We start from the raw sequence: 18,276 nt of genomic DNA, 5'->3' as shown, positions 1-18,276 counted from the left end.
TCGTTGGTGCGATCGATTCACGCGCGATATAGGGAAGCCGGGCGCAAAGCGGAAGCAGCGTGACAGGAAATTGCTCACATTGCAGAAAATATTATCGCACCGCGCAAGGCTATCAGTGCAGCAGCATCACCATCTCGTCGGACCGGGCGACGTTGAGATTGCTGCGCAGCAATTCCCCGGCAAGGTCGGGATCGACGTTCTTGGGATCGACCAGTTTCACGCGGTTCTGCCAGCGTTTCCGCTCGCTCTTCATCACGGCCAGCTTTTCCTGCCGCTGTTCGAGAAGGCGCTGGTTTTCGCCCCACGCGATCAGCCCGCTCGGCCCCGCAACGGCATAAAGCCCCATCAGAAGCAGCACGGCGAGCGCCAGCCCCTGAACGAGTCTTTCTTTCACGATGCCCGGATCTTGCCGCATGGTCCTCATGGAAACGATAGAATCACAAGTGATTCGGCCTTGCAAGCCAAATTCCTTAGCGGTTTGCACCACTTTGGCCCATTAACGCGCCATTCGCTCCGCCGCATCCAGGGAACGATAAGTGTTGATAACTTTTTCCAGGGGCCATTTCCCCGCTAGAACTTGCCCGGAGGGGCGTTTCCGATCGCCTTGTTGAGCGCGACAAAACGCACTTTCAGCTGGCCATCCAGATCCGTCCGCTCGCGCTGGACTTGCAGGCGCGCCCGCTTCGCATCGATCACGGGCAAATAATTGACTGTCCCGGCCCGGTAGCGCGCTTCCACCAGTCCCAGCGCATTAGCCGTATGGGTTTCGCGCGCTGCCAGCGTGCGGTCCCGCTGGCGGTCTGCCGTATAGCCGCTCAACGCGTCATCGATTTCCTGCCAGGCTTTCAAGACGGTCTTCTCGTACCCGACTGCCGCCTCGCGCGTTTCGAGCTTGCGCAGCTTCACCACCGTGCGGCGGCGTCCGCCGTCGAACAGGGGCAGATCCAGGCTAGGGCCGATCGACCACGTCCGGCTGGCCCAGTCGAACAGGTTCTGGCTGCGATAGGATTCGAGATTGAAGCTCCCGCCAAGGCGAATGCTGGGATAGAGATCCGCCGTCGCCACACCGATCCCGGCCGTGGCGGCATGGAGCTGAGCAACGGCAGCCCGAACATCGGGACGGCGCAGCGCCACTTGCGACGGCATACCGAGCGACAGGTCCGGCAGGTGTCCAGCAGGAGAGCTGCCCCGCGCCTGCAGGTCTCCGTTCAGTTCTCCCGGGTGCTTGCCCAGCAACAGGGCAATGCGATTGATCTGCATGGCCTCGCCCGCTCTCAACGCAGGCAGCGATGCCCGCAGCGCACTGAGCTGGGCCTGCTCCTGCTCAAGGCTTCGATGATCCTCCAAGCCGCCTTTCACCCGGGCGGAAACGATCGAAACCCGCTCTTGCAGCAAGGCAATGTCGTCCTGCGCAATGGCGATCTGCCGCTGCGTGGTGCGCATGTCGAAGTAGGCCTGCGCCACTTCGCTGACGATGCTGAGCCGCGTGAGATCAAGCAGCGCTTCCTGTTGCGAGGCTCTGGCACCTGCCTGTTCGACCTGCCGACGGACCTTGCCCCACAGATCCAGTTCCCAGACGGCATCAAACCCGCCCTGGTAGAGCGTAAAAGGCTCAGCCAGAAACTTGGCGAGCGTATCCCGGTCTGTGCCGATGACATCGAACAGCCGCGTCGAGGCACCGTATTCGCTCTGGCGGTTGCGGCCCACGCTCGCGCCAGCGTTTACCTGCGGGCGCCCGCCTGCCCCGGCCCCCTGCAATTGAACGCGCGCCTGGGCATAGTGCAATGCTGCGGTCTCAATGTCCGGACTGGCGGACAGGGCCTCTTGTTCGAGGCGGTTCAGCACGGGATCGCCGAACAGCGTCCACCAATCTGCCGGGATCGGATCGCCTGCCGCTTCCGGCGAAATCAGCGAGGGATCGCCGCTGCGCCAGCTCGACCAGTCGCCCGGAGCCCCCGCCTGCGGTGCTTTGAAGTCGGGACCAACCACGCATCCGGCAAGCGGCGCAACGGCAAGACCGAGGGCAAGAAGCGGAAGGATGCGGGCGGATTTCATGTCAGGGTATCCATCTTCATCAGGCCAGGCGGTTGCGGAACAGCCAGGCGGACAACGGCATCGTGATGCTCGCCACCACGAACAAGGGCAAAAAGTCGAAAGCGATATCGGACAGGCCGGCCCCTTCGAGATAGACACGCCGCACCAGATCGACACCGAAACGCAGCGGGTTGGCATGCGTCAGGATCTGAAGCACTTCAGGCATGTTCCGGATCGGCGTAACCAGGCCGGACAGCAGCGTGAGCGGCATGATAAGCAGGAAGGTATAGAGCATCGCCTGCTGCATGTTCAGCGCCAGCGCGGAGATCGACATGCCGATCCCCACCGAAGCCCCCGTGAACCCGGCCAGGCCGAGATAGAGCAGCCACGGCGAACCGGTCATGGGAATCTGGAACCAGAACAGCGTGATCAGCAGAACTATTGTGGACTGCATGATGCCGACCAGCACCGACGGCACGGCCTTGCCGATCAGGATCTGCAGCGGCGTCAATGGCGTGACCAGCAATTGATCGAACGTGCCCTGTTCGCGCTCGCGCGCAACCGACAGGGCGGCCAGCAACATCGTCTGCAGCATGGACAGCGTCGCGATCATGGCGGGCAGGATCTGCCAGCGGGAATCGAGATTGGGATTGAACCAGGCCCGCCGCACGACCGTAATCGGCGGCAGCCCCTCACGCGCCCGGTTGTAACCGGTCACCACCGAATTGACATAACCGGCCGCTGCCCCTGCCGTCGTTGAATTGCGGCCATCGAATATGACCTGCACCGGGGCCTGCCTACCATCGGCAAGGCGTGTGGCGAAATCGGCAGGAATGGTGACGGCCATCAGCGCGCTGCCGCCTTCGATCACTCCGGCTATCTGCGCGGTACTGGTCAGCGTTGCTTCGCGTTCGAAGATCCCCGTGCCGTCCAGACGGGCAAGAAGTTCGGTCGATGCCGCGCTGTGGCTTTGATCGAACACCGCATAGGGAACGTGTTTGAGATCGAAAGTTGCTGCATAGCCGAACAGCATCGTCTGGATCAGCGCCGGCCCGATCAGGATCACCCGGTTCGCCGGGTCCTTGACGATCGCGAGGATTTCCTTGCGGCAAAGCGCCAGGATCTGGGCAAGAGTGCTGATCAGATGGTCCATGGCCCTAATCCAGTTTCTTGCGCACGGTGCGCCAGGTCAGGGCCAGAAGCACCAGCGAATAGCCCATCATGATCGCGCATCCCCGCAGCACCATGCCCCAATCGGTTCCGGCCAGGAACAGGCTCTTGATCACGCCCATGAAATGCGTTGCAGGCACGATCTGGCTGACCACCTTTACGGCCAGCGGAACATTGCGCAGATCGAACACGAAGCCGGACAGCATCATGGCGGGCATGAAGCTGGTCAGCAACGCCATCTGGCTGGCCGCGAACTGGTTGCGGGTCACGCCGGAGATGAACAGCCCCAGGAGCAGAGAGACGATCAGATAGGCCATCGACGAGAGCAGGATAGCCAGCAGCGAACCGCGTATCGGCACTTCGAACAGGATACGGGCTGCGACGATACACATGACCAGATCGATCAGACCGATGACAAGGTACGGCGCAACCTTGGCCAGCACGAGTTCGAGCGGCCGCACCGGCGTGACAAACAGAGCCTCCAGCGTGCCGCGTTCCCATTCGCGCGCGATCAGAAGAGAAGTGAGGAACGCCCCCACCAAAGTCATGATCAGCGCGACGAGGCCGGGCACGAGATACCATGCGCTGATCCCGGCTTCATTGAACCACGTCCGCTGCACCACCGACACGCCGCCCGCACCGTCAGCACCACCCGTGCCGCGATCAATCCGGCGCAGCGCGACGGTCCCCAAGGCACCGCCGATATAGGCTTCCAGTGTCGTTGCCGTCGTCGAATCGATGCCGTTCAGGATGAGCTGGATTTGCGCGTGGCCGCGCGCCTGCTGCTCGGCGAAATCGATCGGAACCCGCACGATCGCATCGACCTTGCCCGCACGCATCAGCGTCTCGGCCTGCGCCATGCTGCCCACCCGCACCGGCACCAGATAGCGCGATCCGCCAATCCCCGAGACGGCTTCCCGCGCGGCAGCCGAATTGCTGTCCATGACCAATGCCACTGGTGCATTCTTCACATCGAACGAAAGACCGTAACCGAACAGCAGGATAAGAACGACGGGCAAGAGCAGGCCGACCAAAAGATTGGCGCGGTCGCGCAGCATCTGCCGCGCCTCCTTTCGCACCAGAGCGGCGAGCCGGATCTTGAACGCCGCCCCGCTCATGCCGCCTCGCGCCCATTCGTTCCAGCGGCGCGCGCCTGTTCGACAATCGCGATGAAAGCCTCGTTCATATTCCCTTCGGTGATGCCGGAGCGCTCACGCACTTCGCGCGGCGTGCCGAGTGCCAGCAGGCGTCCGGCATCCTGGATCGCGATGCGGTCGCAATATTCCGCTTCTTCCATGAAGTGCGTCGTCACCACCACCGTCACGCCTGCCTGAGACAGGGCCGTGATGGTGCGCCAGAACGCACGGCGGGCCAGCGGATCGATGCCGCTGGTGGGTTCGTCCAGAAACAGGATTTCCGGCTCGTGCAGCAGCCCGGCCGCCATGGCGAGGCGCTGCTTGTAACCCAGCGGCAGATTGCCGCTCTGCGCATCGGGATCGAGATCGAACTGGCGAATGATTTCGTTCACGCGGTCCTGCCGCGCCTTGCCCCGCAGCCCATAGGCGCCCCCGAAGAAATCCAGGTTCTCGTAAACCGAAAGGTTCGAATAGAGCGAAAACTTCTGCGCGACATAGCCGATGCGCGCCCGCGCGGCAGCCCGCGCCTTGCGCAAATTGACACCCGCCACCTGCAGCTCTCCGCTAGTGGCGGGCAGCAGGCCGCAGAGCATCCGGAACGTTGTGGTCTTGCCCGCACCGTTGGGTCCGAGAAGGCCGAAGATCTCCCCCCGCTTCACCTCGAAACTGGTGTTGGCGACAGCGGTAAAATCGCCAAACCGGCGCACGAGATCCCGCACCGCGATCACCGGGCCATCGCCGTTGCCATTGATCTCGGTGACAGGCGCTTCCGATGCCAACGGCGGCGGAGAAGCTGCGCCGCCCTCTTCTGATCCCTTGTTCTGGTGAAGCAGGAGCATGAAAGCATCTTCCAGCTCCTCCTTGCGCGGCTGGCAATCGCAACCGTGCAGCAAGCTCTTCAAGGCGGCCGTGTCGCACCCGGGCTGGCAGATGAAACGCACTTGCCCGCCGCTGGGCACGGCATCGGCGACAAGATCTGGCGCATCGATCATGCGCGCCTGAAGATCGCGCGCAGGGACACCGGGTTCGGGCGTGACGACATGGGTCAGCCCCTTGGCTCTATCCCGAAGCTCCGCTGGGCTCCCTTCCGCGAGCAGCTTGCCCTGATTGAGCACGAACACGTGGCCGCAGTGCTCCGCCTCATCCATATAGGCCGTGCTCACGATCACGCTGAGCCCTTCGGCCGCGATGATCTGGTCAATGATCTCCCACAAGTCCCGCCGGGACAACGGATCGACACCAACGCTGGGTTCATCGAGGAGGAGCAGGTCCGGAACTCGCACCAGCGTGCAGGCCAGCCCCAGCTTCTGCTTCATGCCACCCGAAAGCTTGCCCGCCGGGCGCCCGGTGAACCGCGCCAGATCGGTCATCGCCAGCAAGCGGGCAAAACGCTCCTTGCGCACATCCGCAGCCACGCCATGCAGATCCGCATAGAGATCGAGGTTTTCCTGCACCGAAAGATCTTCATACAGACCGAAGCGCTGCGGCATGTAGCTGATCCGGTTCTGCACTTCCTGCGGATCGACAGACAGGTCTATTCCCAGCACCTGCAGCCGCCCCCCGTCCGGCCTCAGCAAGCCGGCCATCATCCGCATCAGCGTCGTCTTGCCCGCCCCGTCGGGGCCGACGAAAGCCGTCAGCGTGCCCGGACGGATCGACAGCGAGATACCGCCGATCGCCTCAAAAGGTTTGCCATCGGGGCCGTCAAACCGCTTACTCAACCCTTCGATGACAACGCTGGGCGGCGTATCGCTCACGCCTCCGGCCCGGTCTGCAGCTTGACTGTGACCGGCTGGCCAAGGCGCAGGGCCCCGTCCTTGTCCTTCACCCTCACCCGCACTTCATAGACCAGCGCCGTGCGCAGATCTTCGGTCTCGACCGCCTTGGGCGTGAATTCGGCGACCGAGGAAATATAGCCGACCGTGCCAGGAACCGGCTTGTCCGGAGCGGTATCGGTCGTGACTTCAGCCGCCATGCCCGGCTTGACCCGGCCGAGATCGGCTTCGTTGACATAGACGCGGACCCATTTCGGGCTGGTCAGCGCCAGTTCGAACACGGGCCGCTGCGGCGAGGCCATATCTCCCACTTCCGCGAGGCGCGAGCGCACCACGGCATCTTCCGGTGCGTGCAATTCGCCCTGATCGATCCGGTGGCGATAGAGCGCGAAGGCGGCCTGCGCTGCCTTGAGCTGCGCCTTTGCCGCTTCGATATCTTCCGCACGCGGCCCTTTGATCGCAAGCTGCAAGGCTTCCCCCGCTTGCCCCGCCTGCGCCTCAGAAGCCTTGGCCGCGGCGGCGGCGCGGTCGATTTCCTGTGCGCTGACGCCTTTCCCGCCCGTGCTCGCGGCAACCTGCCGCAAACGGGAAAGATCGGCTGCGGCCCGCGCCGCATCGGCTTCGGCGGCATCAAGACGATCGCGGGCCTGAGTGATTTCCTCGGGACGGGAACCGTGCTCCATGCGCAGCAAGGTCTGCCGGTCGGCCGCCATTTTCGCCTTCGCCTGCTCCGCCTGAAGCGAGAGCGTTTGCGTATCGAGTTCGGCGAGCAAGGCCCCTGCCTTGACCCTGTCCCCCTCTTCGGCATGGAGCGCCTCGATGCGGCCGTTGCCATCGAAGGCGAGCGAAACCTGGCGCAAATCGACATTGCCTTGCAGGACCAGCGTATTGGCATCGCGGCCACTGCGTGACACCAGCCAGATCGCTGTGGCGCCAACAAGCACCGCCAGCAAGGCGGCGCCGATCACGGATTTTTTCATCGGCACTCCTTCGCCGGGCCGGGGGGATTACCTGACGGCTTGTGCTTACACCATCATGTCACTGCATTGCAGCAGATCAATCCAAACACGGGCAAACGCAAGGCCGTTTTGCTTTCCACGCATGGCCTGCTAGGCGCCCCGGCATGTTGACGATCAGAGATATCACAGTGCGGCTGGGCGGACGAACCATCCTGGACGGAGCCAGCGCAACGCTGCCCCAATCCGGCAAGACCGGCCTCATCGGCCGGAACGGCGCGGGCAAGTCGACTCTGGTCAAGACGATCATCGGCGAACTGGAGCCCGACGGCGGCGCCATCGAGATGCCCAAGCGCGCGCGCCTGGGCTATATCGCGCAGGAAGCGCCCAGCGGCACCCGCACCCCGTTCGAGGCGGTGCTGGAAGCGGACGCAGAGCGCACCGCCCTGCTGGCGGAGTCCGAGACCTGCACCGACCCCAACCGCCTGGGCGACGTCCACGAGCGGCTGATCGCGATCGATGCCTATGCCGCGCCCGCCCGCGCCGCGCGCATTCTCGTTGGCCTGGGTTTCGATGAGGCGATGCAGGCGCAGCCGCTGGACAGCTTTTCCGGCGGGTGGAAGATGCGCGTGGCGCTGGCCGCGCTGCTGTTTTCCCAGCCCGACGTGCTGCTGCTGGACGAACCGTCCAACCACCTCGACCTCGAAGCAACACTGTGGCTGGAAAACTTCCTGCAAAGCTATCCCGGCACCTTGCTGATCATCAGCCACGAGCGCGACCTGCTCAACACCGTGGCCGATCACATCCTGCACCTGCAGGGCGGCAAGCTGACGCTCTATCCCGGTTCTTACGACAGTTTCGAGCGCCTGCGCGCCGAACGCGCCGCACAGGCCGCCGCTGCCCGCGCCAATCAGGACGCGCAGCGCAAAAAGCTGGCGGACTATGTGGCCCGCAATTCGGCGCGCGCCTCCACCGCCAAACAGGCACAGTCGCGCGCCAAGATGCTGGCAAGAATGCAGCCGATCGCGGCGATGAGCGAAGATCCCTCGATGAGCTTCGATTTTCCCAGTCCGGACGAGTTGCGCCCGCCGCTCGTCACGATGGACCTCGCCGCCGTTGGCTACACCCCCGGAGAGCCCGTGCTGCGGCGGCTGAACTTGCGCATCGATCCGGAAGACCGCATCGCCCTGCTCGGCCGCAACGGCAACGGCAAGACGACGCTGGCCCGGCTTCTGGCCCGCCAGATGGAGCCGATGGAAGGATCGCTCAGCTTCTCGCCCAAGATCCGCATCGGCTATTTCACGCAGTATCAGGTGGAGGAACTGCCTGCCGATTCCACGCCGCTGGAACTGATGACGCGGGCCATGCCGGGCAAGCCGCCGGTCGCCGTGCGCGGCCAGCTTGGCCGCTTCGGCTTTTCGGGCGACCGGGCCACCGCCGAAACCCGCACATTGTCCGGCGGCGAGCGGGCGCGGCTGGCGCTGGCGCTGGTTACGCGCGATGCCCCGCACATGCTCATCCTCGACGAGCCGACCAACCACCTCGATGTCGATGCGCGCGAAGCTCTGGTGCAGGCGCTCAATGCCTTCGAAGGCGCAGTCATCCTCGTCAGCCACGACCGGCACATGGTGGAACTGGCCGCAGACCGTCTGGTCCTCGTCGATCAGGGCACGGCAAAGCCCTATGACGGATCGATGGCCGATTACGTCGATTTCGTTCTGGGCCGCAACCAGCCCAAGGCCGAGGACAAGCCCGGCAAGCGCGAAGACAAACCCGCCCGCAAAACACCCACGCTCTCCCGCGAGGAACTGAAGGCCCTGCGCCGCAAAGTCACCGAAGCAGAAACCCGGATGACCCGGCTGCAACAGCAGATCGCAGCGCTCGATGCCGCACTGCTCGATCCGGCCGCGGCCAAGGGCGATCTCAAAGACCTCGCCATCGGTGAGATCGGCAAGCGCCACGCGGAGACGACCGCCAGTCTGGAAGAGGCCGAACTGGCCTGGCTCGACGCCAGCGAGGCGCTGGAAGCGGTCATGGGCGGCTGAAAATTCTGCATAAGGCACTGCGGAGGGAGTCGTGTCGCGGCGTCGTCATCGTTCAACTCTAGATGCGTGCCATGTCCCAGCCTGCCTCCCAGCCTTCCGTCCGTAAACGCCTTCTTGCGTCCATTCACGATGTCGGTCCGGGTTCGGAACGGCAGGTCGAGCAGCTTTACGGCCTGCTGGAAGCGCGGCTGGGCGGACCGCGGTTCGCCATGCTGGTCGTGCCGGATCACTGGGGCCAGCATCCGCTGCGCGCCAATCCGGCGTTCCAGGCCAGGCTGCGCGGCTGGGCCGATGCCGGGATCGAAATGTTCGTGCATGGCTGGTTCCACCGCGACAGCGCCACGCACAGCAGCGGCACGGCACAGTTCAAGGCCCGCCACATGACCGCGGGCGAAGGCGAGTTCCTCGGCCTTGACGAAGCCACCGCCTTGCAGCGCATGCGCGATGGCAAGGCACTGATCGAAGACATCACCGGCCGCGAAACCGCCGGGTTCATCGCCCCGGCCTGGCTCTATGGCGAGGGCGCGCGTTCGGCGCTTGCAAAGGCCGGGTTCGCGCTGGCCGAAGATCACTGGAAAGTCTGGAACGCGGCAACCGGAAACACGCTGGCCAAAGGCCCGGTGATCACCTGGGCCAGCCGCTCGCCGATGCGCACGGCCTCTTCGCTCGCTTTCGCCGCGCTGGCCCGGCAGACGCTGCCCCTCACCCGCACCGTTCGCATCGCTGTTCACCCCGGCGATGTCACGAAAGAGTCCTTGCTTTCCAGCATCGATAGGACGCTGCGCCGCTTCGCGGCCTCTCACACGCCATCGAAGTACGCGGAAATTCAATAACCTGGCGCCAATAATGGCACTTTGAAGGCGCGGGCACGTCACCTGGATGACAGGCAAGGCCGCCGTCACGAACCCGACATGCACGATCCATAGAGCCCGGCCGCGAACATCAAAAAACTTCCTTTCGCATACTGCGGATAGCCAGGGGCGGCGACGTCTGATCGATCATGCAAGGACCACTCAGGATCACAATCCCGATCCATAGTCTCGATCCCGGCGGCGTCGAACGCGTCGCGCTCGGGCTCGCGTCCGAATGGGACCGGGCCGGACACGAGGTAACTGTGGTTCTGGGGCGTTCGGGCAGCCCCAACTTGTGCAGCGCCCCGGCGCTCGACTACTGGCGCATTCCCACCCGCTTTCCGACCGCATCCTGGGAAACGCCCTGGATGATCCACTGCCTGTTCAGCTACCTGTTGAAGAACGGCAGCGACGTTCTGTTCTGCCCGGGCAATACTTATGCCGTTGTCGCCGCGGCCATGAAAGTCCTGCTGGGCGAACATGCGCCGCCGATGGTTCTCAAGGTCAGCAATGCGCTCGACCGGCCGGACATGGCCCCCGTCATGCGGCGCGGCTATTCCCGCTGGCTGCGGATACAAGGCGCCCTGTTCGACCGCCTCGTAAGCCTGTCCGAACCGATGCGGCAGGAGATCTGCCGCACCACTCTGGCCCGTCCCCAGCAAGTGCCGGTCATCGCCAATCCCGTGATCACCCGCAAGAGATTGCGCAACCTGGCCAAGCTCGAACCCAGGCCGAAGGCAGCGTGGAGCACCAGCTATCTCGCGGCCGGGCGCCTGGCGCCTCAGAAGAACTTTCCCATGCTGCTGCGGGCCTTCGCGCGCGTTGCCCGCCCTCACGACACGCTGACGATTGCAGGCGAAGGCGCCGAGCGGCCCGCGCTGGAAGAACTTGCCGCGACGCTGGGCATTGCCGGTCGCGTGCGGTTTCCCGGCCATCTCGCCAGCATAGACCCGCTGCTGGCCGAAGCGGACGCCTTCGTGCTGAGTTCGGACTACGAAGGCTTGCCCGGCGTGATCGTGGAAGCGCTGGCGGCAGGACTGCCGGTGCTCGCCACCGATTGCTGCGTCAGCATGCCGTGCCTGCTGGACCGGGGCCGCACCGGCCTTCTCGTGGAGCGCGCAAACGAAGACCAATTTGCGGAAGGGCTCGTTCGCATCCGCCAGTTCCAGCCAGACCACGGGCGGGCCCGCGCCATCGCGGCGACTTACGAGGTCGAGAACGCCGCCCACCGCTACCTCGATATGATGCGCGAACTCAGCCGCAGCCGCCGCCACGAAACCCACCATCAGCGTGCCCTCGACGTCATGTCTCCGCGCGCCGGCCGCCATCCCTTGCGCTGATCCGCGAAGCCTTCCGGAGAACATCGTGTCAAAACCCTTAGCAGCCCTGGCTTCAGAGATGCCGGTCATGAACGGGGCCCCCGCCATCGAACTGATCCCGCAGGACCGGCCCGCACACCGGCGGCGCAATGCGATCTTTTCGATCCTGCTTTCGCTGGCCGTGATCACCGCAGTCGTCCTGGAAATGGGCGGCGTGAATATTCCCCGCCTCGCCGCCATGGTTCCGGCCAATCCGGCGTTCTGGATGGTTTTCGCGGGGTACTACCTGATAACGCCTGCCAGCGAGTGGTATATCTTCCGCCGCCTCTGGCAGATCCCTCCCGCCGGTTTTCTCGCGCTGCTGCGCAAGAAGGTCTATAACGAGCTTCTGCTCGGCTACCTCGGCGAGGCCTATTTCTACACCTGGGCCCGCCGCCGCGTCTCACTCGAAGCGGCCCCGTTCGGTGCCGTGAAGGACGTGGCGATCCTCTCCGCGATGACGGGCAATGCCGTTACCATGGCCCTGCTGATCGTGGCCTTCCCGATGCTGGGCGCGACCCAGCTCGGCCTCGACACCCGCATGCTCACGCTCTCGCTGGGCGTGATCCTGGCGATTTCCCTGTTCGCGATGGTGTTCCGGCGCCGGGTGTTTTCGCTGGCGCGCGGTGAACTGGGCATGATTACCCAGGTCCATCTGGCCCGCATTGTCCTGTCCACGGTGTTCCTGGCGGTGCTGTGGCATTTGGCCTTGCCGCAAGTGCCGCTCACCTGGTGGCTCTATCTTTCGACCTTGCGTCTGCTGGTCTCACGCCTGCCGCTGATGCCCAACAAGGACTTGCTGTTCGCTGGCATTGCCGTCGTCGTGCTGGGCCACGAACGCGACATCGGCGCGCTGATGACGCTGATGGCCGGGCTGATCCTCGCAACGCACCTCGTTCTGGGCGCCGCCATTGCCATCAACGACCTCGTCAATCCGGAGAAACGTGGATGACCGCCCCCGCGCCCATCGCTGCCACTGCCGTTCCTGCCCTTCTGGTCCTGCCGCTGCTGACCGCGGCGACAATCCCTTCCACGCCAGATCTCGGAAAGGCCGAAGGCCAATGCCGCCCGAATGAAAAGGGGCCAGCCTTTCTCGTTACGGTCGATGGTCTCAAGGACCGGCAAGGGAACCTCAAGCTGGAAGTCTATCCGGACAACAATGATGACTTCCTGGAGGACGACAACGTCCTCATCAACGCCGGGAAAACCTTCCGCCGCGTGGAAGTGCCGGTCCCGGCTTCCGGCACGCCGCAGCTTTGCGTGCGCCTGCCCGGCCCCGGCACTTATGCCGTCAGCCTGCTCCATGACCGCAACGAAGACCGCAAGTTCAACTGGACGATCGACGGCATCGGCTTTGCGGGCAACCCGAAGCTGGGCTGGGGCAAGCCCAAGGCCCGCAAGGCGAGCGCGAAAGCAGGGGCCGGGCTGACGCCGATAACCATCGTTCTCAACTACCGCCACGGCCTGGGCGTGGCGCCGCTGAAACGGAAGAAGTGAACCGATGAAGATCGTCGACGTCTGCGCCTTCTATTCCCCGCATGGCGGTGGTGTCCGCACATATGTCGAGCAGAAGCTCAAGACCGGGCCGAAACTCGGCCACGAGATCGTGATCGTTGCCCCTGGCGATGAGGATGCCGTGATAGAACGCGGCCCTGGCGCCCGCATCGTCTTTGTCCGCAGCCCGCGCTTTCCGCTGGACCGCAAATACTGGTATTTCAACGAGCCCGAGCGGCTTCATGCAGTGCTGGATGCCGAAGCGCCGGACTTCGTGGAAGCCACATCGCCATGGCGCAGCGCAAGCCTCGTCGCTGAATGGAAAGGCCCTGCGCCGCGCAGCCTGGTGATGCACGCGGATCCCCTTTCCGCCTATGCCTACCGCTGGTTCGGCTCAATCTTCCCGCGCCAGACCATCGACTGGCAGTTCTCCATGTTCTGGGAACACCTGCGCCGCAACAGCCGGATGTTCGATCATGTCGTGTGCGCGAACGGAGACTTGTCCCGGCGGCTCCGGGAAGGCGGCGTCGCCAACACGATCACGATCCCGATGGGGGTGGAGCCGGGCTATTTTTCGCCCGCTCACCGCGACCCGGCCCTGCGCGCACGCCTGCTGGAAGCCTGCGAAATGCCGGAAAGCGCCACCCTGCTGCTTGCCGTTGGGCGCCTTGCGCCGGAAAAGCGCTGGCCGATGGTGATCGAGGCCGTCAATGCAGCGAGCCGGAATGTGCCGATCGGGCTGGTCATGCTCGGCGAAGGGCGCGAGCAGCGCACGATCCTGCGCCACATCGCAGGAAATCCGCACATCCGCCTGCTAGCTCCGGAACGCAACCGGCAGGTCTTCGCCCGCATTCTGGCCAGCGCCGATGCGCTCGTTCACGGCTGCGAAGCTGAAACCTTCTGCATGGTCGCAGCGGAAGCCCGGGCCAGCGGTGTGCCGGTGATCGTGCCCGATGCAGGCGGCGCTCTGGATCATGCGCAGGACGGCGCCGGGCGGACTTATACCGCTTGCGATCCGGTCTCGGCGGCACAGGCCATCCGCGAAATCGCAATCACCCGGCCACGCCCGTCAGCGCGCGCGCGTTCAATGGAAGAGCATTTCCAGGATCTGTTCGCCGCTTATGCCGCCACTGTGCGCACCCAACGCTGGGCTGCCTGACCGGACACTTACCAGTCGGGATCAGCGCCACTCCGGCCACAATGGCCGCGACGCCTGCGCACGTTCCTGCGTCTGTTCGGGAAGCTGCTCGAACCCGGGCTGGAAGCCCAACAGAACATACATGTCACGCTCAAGATAGGGGGCGGCATCGCCCGCACTCATATCGACCCGCGCACACTCGCCAAGGCCCGGCAACGTCGTCCGGAATAACCCTTTGCGCATGACAGTAACACCCCCGGATTTGTCCGCCGAACCTTGCGGTCCGGCTACTGTTGCCGACGATGGCGATCAAGCCGGGGGGCAGTCTGTCACAAACCCGTCAGACTACCAAGCGCAACCTGCAAGTGAAGAACGGCGCGCGCCTTTGTCCTAAGGCTGACGGGTCGCATCGCGATGTTTTCGCGCTCTAATCGGCGCAGCAAAACAGACCGCGCCGCGGCTGCCAGATGGAGAGATCATGCCCGGAATCAGCCCGTTCCCGCTGCCTGTCAAAGTCGAAGACGTCACGGCCGCCTGGCTGACCGCCGCTTTGCGGACCCGGACCCCCGGCGTAACGATCCGGGCCTGCGAAGTGGTCGACACGGTGTTCTCCACTTGCAGCAAGATACGCCTGCAACTGAAACGCGACGAGACCGCCATCGCCGCGGGGATACCCGAACGGATCATCGTAAAAGGAGGATTCGAGGAACACGGACGGCTCTATCACCAGATGCACGAACGCGAAGTGCGCGGCTATCGCGACGTGTACCCGCATGTGCCGCTTCCCCACCCCGCCTGTTACTTCGCGGAATACGACGACGAGGAAAAGCAGGGGATCATCGTCATGGAGGACCTCGTCACGAAAGACGTGGCCTTCTGTCACGCGACGCGGCCCCATACACATGAACAGGTTGCCCGCCGTCTGGAATACCTCGCCCGCTTCCACGCCGCGACGTGGGCCAGCCCCGAACTCGCTCCCGGAGAGCGCTGGGGCGCCCTGCCCGAATTCTTCCCCGTGATGCAGCACTTCTTCGATGAAAAAAGCTCTCCGGAAAACTGGGCGCGTTTCATGGCGGCCCCGCGCGGGGCCGCCACTCCGCAGCAGTTCCAGGACCGCGAATGGTTGGTGAGCGCGTGGCCCCGGATGCTGGCTTATGCAGCGGACCTGCCGCACTGCGTGCTGCACGGAGACATCCACCTGGGCAATCTCTACATCGAGCCGGACGGCACTCCAGGTTTCCTCGACACGCTCGCGAGCCGTGGTCCGGGCATGCTCGAAGTCGCCTATCACATTTCGGGATCGATCGACGTTGCTGACAGGCCGAGGTGGGAAGGTGCTCTCGTTCGCCACTACCTGGACGAACTGGCACGCGCCGGGGCCCCTGCTCCGGGCTTCGACGAAGCCATGCATCAATACGCCGTCTTCCAGCTCTACGGGTACTTCATCTGGGCCTCGACCGAATCCCACTATCAGGCCGAAGCGGTGAACACCGTCAACGCCGTACGCTCGGCCATGGCGATGCTGGATCACGATACCGCAGGCTGTATCGCCCGTCTCTGACCGCCTCCTTGTTCACTATCGCGTAAAATGCCCGGAGACCGGTTCTCCCCTCTTTCCCGGACAGGCCGCGGAATGACGAGAACGATGCCATCTTCTGTTCCAGCATTGCGGTGGACGGCCAATTGAGGCGCCTTGCACGCCGTCTAATGTCACCGTGCAAACCGGCATCCATAGCCGGATGGGAGAACATGGACTGATGACCCCATGTGTATCGGGGCATCAGCGGACCGGTGCCCTGAGCCAGGGTGCCTGTCCCCTATGGGGAGAGGGCAACAATGAACAGGAAGATTCCCTTGCTGGCGGCAAGCGCGCTTGTCTTGGCCGGGCCGTGGTCCGCTGCGCTGGCGCAAACCGCAGACGAACAGGCGGACAGCCGCATCGGCGATATCGACGCACGTGAGATCATCGTTACCGCGCGCAAGCGTCAGGAATCGATCCTCAAGGTGCCGGTGATCGAAAGCGTTATCGATTCCGAGGTTCTGCAGCAATCGCAGATCACCGACATGCAGGCCGTCACCAGCAAAGTGCCCGGGCTTTTCGTCGGCACCTCGGTGCTGGCCATCGGATCGCAGATCTCGCTGCGCGGCGTGGGTACCAGCGCGCTCGATGCAGGCATCGATCAGTCGGTGTCGCTCAACATCGACGGGCAGCAGTTCAGCCAGGGCCTGACGTTCAAGAGCGGCCTGTTCGATCTGGCGCAGGCCGAAGTGCTCAAAGGCCCGCAGGCGCTGTTCTTCGGCAAGAACAGCCCCGGCGGCGTGATTGCCCTGACGACTGCGGACCCGGGCAACGAAGTCGAAGTGATCGCCCGCGCCAGCTACGAATTCGAAGCGCGTGAGCCGCGCACTGAACTCATCCTGTCCGGCCCGCTTTCCGGCACACTGGGCGCGCGCCTTGCCGGGACATGGTCGGACCGCAAGGGATACTTCAAGAATACGGCGACCGCGCTTCCCGGTCTGGGCGGTGTAACGCTTGGCGGCCGCAATGGAGCCAACGAGAACTGGATCGTCCGGGGTACGCTCGTCTGGCAGCCCAGCGATGACTTCAAGGCGCGCCTGAAAGCCAACATCACACGCGACAACAGCGACAGCCCCACCGCGCTGCAAGGGGTATCCTGCCCCAGCGGAACCGGGCCGGGCGCCTTGGGAATTCAGTTCATCGGCGGCACCCATCCCTGCCGCGAGGACGGCGAGGTGGAATACGTCGGCATGGACCCGGCCTATTTCGGGGGCGTGTTCCCGGACGGTTCGCCAGCCCTTCGCAACGGCGGCGTGCCTTTTACCGACATCAAGCAGCATTTCGGCGTGCTGGAAATGGACTACAACGTCACGCCGGACATCGCGCTGACCTCAACCACCACGTACTACCACAACACCACCGATACGATGGCGAACGGCGTCTATTCCGGCGCCGCAGGACCTACCATCTTTGCGGACAACCATTTCACCAGGCGCGACACCACGCAGGAATTGCGTCTTGAATCCGACTTTTCCGGTTCGTCGCTGAACTTCCTTGCGGGCGGCTATTATCAGGACGCGCGGATGACGAACCGCATCTACGTCGGGAGTAACGCCGCGCTGGGCCTGCCCGCCACGCTCACCGCGGGCACGCATGACGTAGACATCAAATCCGCATCGCTCTTCGGCCAGCTACGCTGGAAACCGGTGGATGTGCTCGAAATCGCAGCGGGTGTGCGCTGGACCGACGAGACCCGCAAGGATGCGGCCACGACCTTGTCCAGCGCCGCCACCAATACCTATTCTCCAGTCGATCTGATCACCCCCAAGATCAATTCGAAGAACTGGTCGCCGGAACTGACCGTCACATATACCCCCACGGACAACTTCACCGTATTCGGCGCGCTCAAGCAGGGATACAAATCGGGCTCGTTCTCGATCACCACGCCTGCCAGTCCCGACAAGGACAACTCGTTCGGCGATGAAAAGGTGCAAGGCGGCGAGATCGGCATCAAGGCGCGGACCGCGGACCGCGCCCTGAACCTCAACGCAGCGTTTTACTATTACAAGTACAAGGGCCTGCAGGTCGGCGTCTCGCAACCGGCGGCGGAAAACGGCATCCCGGAACTGCGGACGCTCAACGCGGGATCATCGCGCACTTACGGTATCGATTTCGATGCGAATTACCGCCCTGACGCAATCCCGGGGCTGGCGCTCAATCTCTCGATCAACTGGAACAGGGCCAAGTTCCTGAGCCTGCACGGCGTGCCTTGCTACGGCGGCCAGACAATCGCCCTGGGCTGCAACGAATCCGAAATCCCGGGTTCCGATCCGCAAACATTCACGGCATCCGATGCCAGCGGCGAACCGCTGGAAAAGGCCCCAGTCTGGCAAGCAATCGGCGGTTTCGACTACGACACCTCGATAGCCGAAGGCATGGACCTGATTTTCGGCGGTTCGGCGCAAGTCTCGTCCAAATACAAGGCCGTCATCGGCAACCGCGACGATTACTGGCAGCGCGGATACACCAAGCTCAATGCCTATATCACACTGAAGGATGCGAATGAGCGCTGGGAACTCTCGCTGATCGGAAACAACCTGAACGACGTTCTGCGCGCCGGGTATTGCGCCAACACCGACCTGCAGAACACGACCGTATTCAGCCGCTTCGCGCAAGTGACCGGCCAGGCCGCCAACCCGACCGGCAAGATCGACGATGTCGCCTGCGTGGTCGAGCCCGGCCGGAGCGTGTTCCTGAAACTGACGCTGCGCCCGATGGGCCTGTTCCAGTAGGCAGAACG

Annotated in this window: 14 protein-coding genes; 8 read left to right on the top strand and 6 right to left on the bottom strand. The window is 63.9% G+C overall.

Annotation, left to right across the window (positions count from 1 at the left end):
- Positions 1 to 112 precede the first annotated feature (112 nt).
- The 6 genes from MTR66_RS05655 to MTR66_RS05630 all read right to left on the bottom strand — a co-directional run bounded on the left by MTR66_RS05655 (position 113) and on the right by MTR66_RS05630 (position 7,095).
- Positions 113 to 424 carry an FtsB family cell division protein gene (locus tag MTR66_RS05655; protein WP_243918624.1) on the bottom strand — a complete coding sequence of 104 codons (312 nt, stop codon included), beginning with the start codon at positions 422 to 424 and terminating at the stop codon, positions 113 to 115.
- A 146-nt stretch (positions 425 to 570) separates the two neighbouring features.
- Positions 571 to 2,055 (bottom strand): efflux transporter outer membrane subunit, encoded by a 1,485-nt coding sequence (locus MTR66_RS05650; RefSeq protein WP_243918622.1) that lies wholly within the window; start codon positions 2,053 to 2,055, stop codon positions 571 to 573.
- Positions 2,056 to 2,074: 19 nt separating this feature from the next.
- A complete protein-coding gene (locus tag MTR66_RS05645; protein WP_243918620.1) occupies positions 2,075 to 3,187 on the bottom strand; it encodes an ABC transporter permease in 1,113 nt (370 codons plus the stop codon).
- Between the two features lie 4 nt (positions 3,188 to 3,191).
- Positions 3,192 to 4,322: an ABC transporter permease gene (locus MTR66_RS05640; protein WP_243918618.1), complete on the bottom strand. Its 1,131-nt coding sequence runs from the start codon at positions 4,320 to 4,322 to the stop codon at positions 3,192 to 3,194.
- The gene (locus MTR66_RS05635; RefSeq protein WP_243918616.1) at positions 4,319 to 6,097 is read right to left on the bottom strand and encodes an ATP-binding cassette domain-containing protein; all 1,779 of its coding nucleotides are present in this window, start codon (positions 6,095 to 6,097) and stop codon (positions 4,319 to 4,321) included. The genes MTR66_RS05640 and MTR66_RS05635 overlap by 4 nt, the downstream gene beginning before the upstream one ends.
- Positions 6,094 to 7,095, bottom strand: a complete 1,002-nt coding sequence (locus MTR66_RS05630; RefSeq protein ID WP_243918614.1) for an efflux RND transporter periplasmic adaptor subunit — start codon at positions 7,093 to 7,095, stop codon at positions 6,094 to 6,096. The genes MTR66_RS05635 and MTR66_RS05630 overlap by 4 nt, the downstream gene beginning before the upstream one ends.
- A gap of 143 nt (positions 7,096 to 7,238) precedes the next feature.
- Between MTR66_RS05630 and MTR66_RS05625 the strand changes: the two genes are divergently transcribed.
- From MTR66_RS05625 to MTR66_RS05590, 8 genes are all read left to right on the top strand, one after another.
- A complete protein-coding gene (locus MTR66_RS05625) occupies positions 7,239 to 9,116 on the top strand; it encodes an ABC-F family ATP-binding cassette domain-containing protein (RefSeq protein WP_243918612.1) in 1,878 nt (625 codons plus the stop codon).
- A gap of 71 nt (positions 9,117 to 9,187) precedes the next feature.
- A complete protein-coding gene (locus MTR66_RS05620) occupies positions 9,188 to 9,949 on the top strand; it encodes a DUF2334 domain-containing protein (RefSeq protein ID WP_243918610.1) in 762 nt (253 codons plus the stop codon).
- A gap of 167 nt (positions 9,950 to 10,116) precedes the next feature.
- Positions 10,117 to 11,307, top strand: coding sequence for a glycosyltransferase (locus MTR66_RS05615; RefSeq protein ID WP_243918608.1), 1,191 nt, complete (start codon positions 10,117 to 10,119; stop codon positions 11,305 to 11,307).
- A gap of 67 nt (positions 11,308 to 11,374) precedes the next feature.
- On the top strand, positions 11,375 to 12,277 hold the full coding sequence (locus MTR66_RS05610) for a hypothetical protein (RefSeq protein ID WP_243918606.1): 903 nt from the start codon (positions 11,375 to 11,377) through the stop codon (positions 12,275 to 12,277).
- A complete protein-coding gene (locus MTR66_RS05605) occupies positions 12,274 to 12,822 on the top strand; it encodes a DUF2141 domain-containing protein (RefSeq protein ID WP_243918604.1) in 549 nt (182 codons plus the stop codon). Before MTR66_RS05610 ends, MTR66_RS05605 begins: the two co-directional genes overlap by 4 nt.
- Positions 12,823 to 12,826: 4 nt before the next feature.
- Positions 12,827 to 13,978: a glycosyltransferase gene (locus tag MTR66_RS05600; protein ID WP_243918602.1), complete on the top strand. Its 1,152-nt coding sequence runs from the start codon at positions 12,827 to 12,829 to the stop codon at positions 13,976 to 13,978.
- Between the two features lie 457 nt (positions 13,979 to 14,435).
- Positions 14,436 to 15,518 (top strand): phosphotransferase family protein, encoded by a 1,083-nt coding sequence (locus MTR66_RS05595; RefSeq protein WP_243918600.1) that lies wholly within the window; start codon positions 14,436 to 14,438, stop codon positions 15,516 to 15,518.
- 275 nt (positions 15,519 to 15,793) lie between these two features.
- Positions 15,794 to 18,268 carry a TonB-dependent receptor gene (locus MTR66_RS05590; RefSeq protein ID WP_243918599.1) on the top strand — a complete coding sequence of 825 codons (2,475 nt, stop codon included), beginning with the start codon at positions 15,794 to 15,796 and terminating at the stop codon, positions 18,266 to 18,268.
- The last annotated feature ends 8 nt before the right edge of the window (positions 18,269 to 18,276 follow it).

It is taken from the genome of Novosphingobium beihaiense (genome assembly GCF_022832375.1).
Taxonomy (GTDB): domain Bacteria; phylum Pseudomonadota; class Alphaproteobacteria; order Sphingomonadales; family Sphingomonadaceae; genus Novosphingobium; species Novosphingobium beihaiensis.
Note: the sequence above shows the minus strand (reverse complement) of the source record. Positions and strands in the feature narration are given on the sequence as shown.

Coding starts and splice junctions, on each gene's coding strand:
- MTR66_RS05655 (WP_243918624.1), bottom strand. CDS start 424: ATGAGGACCATGCGGCAAGATCCGGGCATCGTGAAAGAAAGACTCGTT.
- MTR66_RS05650 (WP_243918622.1), bottom strand. CDS start 2,055: ATGAAATCCGCCCGCATCCTTCCGCTTCTTGCCCTCGGTCTTGCCGTT.
- MTR66_RS05645 (WP_243918620.1), bottom strand. CDS start 3,187: ATGGACCATCTGATCAGCACTCTTGCCCAGATCCTGGCGCTTTGCCGC.
- MTR66_RS05640 (WP_243918618.1), bottom strand. CDS start 4,322: ATGAGCGGGGCGGCGTTCAAGATCCGGCTCGCCGCTCTGGTGCGAAAG.
- MTR66_RS05630 (WP_243918614.1), bottom strand. CDS start 7,095: ATGAAAAAATCCGTGATCGGCGCCGCCTTGCTGGCGGTGCTTGTTGGC.
- MTR66_RS05625 (WP_243918612.1), top strand. CDS start 7,239: ATGTTGACGATCAGAGATATCACAGTGCGGCTGGGCGGACGAACCATC.
- MTR66_RS05620 (WP_243918610.1), top strand. CDS start 9,188: ATGTCCCAGCCTGCCTCCCAGCCTTCCGTCCGTAAACGCCTTCTTGCG.
- MTR66_RS05615 (WP_243918608.1), top strand. CDS start 10,117: ATGCAAGGACCACTCAGGATCACAATCCCGATCCATAGTCTCGATCCC.
- MTR66_RS05610 (WP_243918606.1), top strand. CDS start 11,375: ATGAACGGGGCCCCCGCCATCGAACTGATCCCGCAGGACCGGCCCGCA.
- MTR66_RS05605 (WP_243918604.1), top strand. CDS start 12,274: ATGACCGCCCCCGCGCCCATCGCTGCCACTGCCGTTCCTGCCCTTCTG.
- MTR66_RS05600 (WP_243918602.1), top strand. CDS start 12,827: ATGAAGATCGTCGACGTCTGCGCCTTCTATTCCCCGCATGGCGGTGGT.
- MTR66_RS05595 (WP_243918600.1), top strand. CDS start 14,436: ATGCCCGGAATCAGCCCGTTCCCGCTGCCTGTCAAAGTCGAAGACGTC.
- MTR66_RS05590 (WP_243918599.1), top strand. CDS start 15,794: ATGAACAGGAAGATTCCCTTGCTGGCGGCAAGCGCGCTTGTCTTGGCC.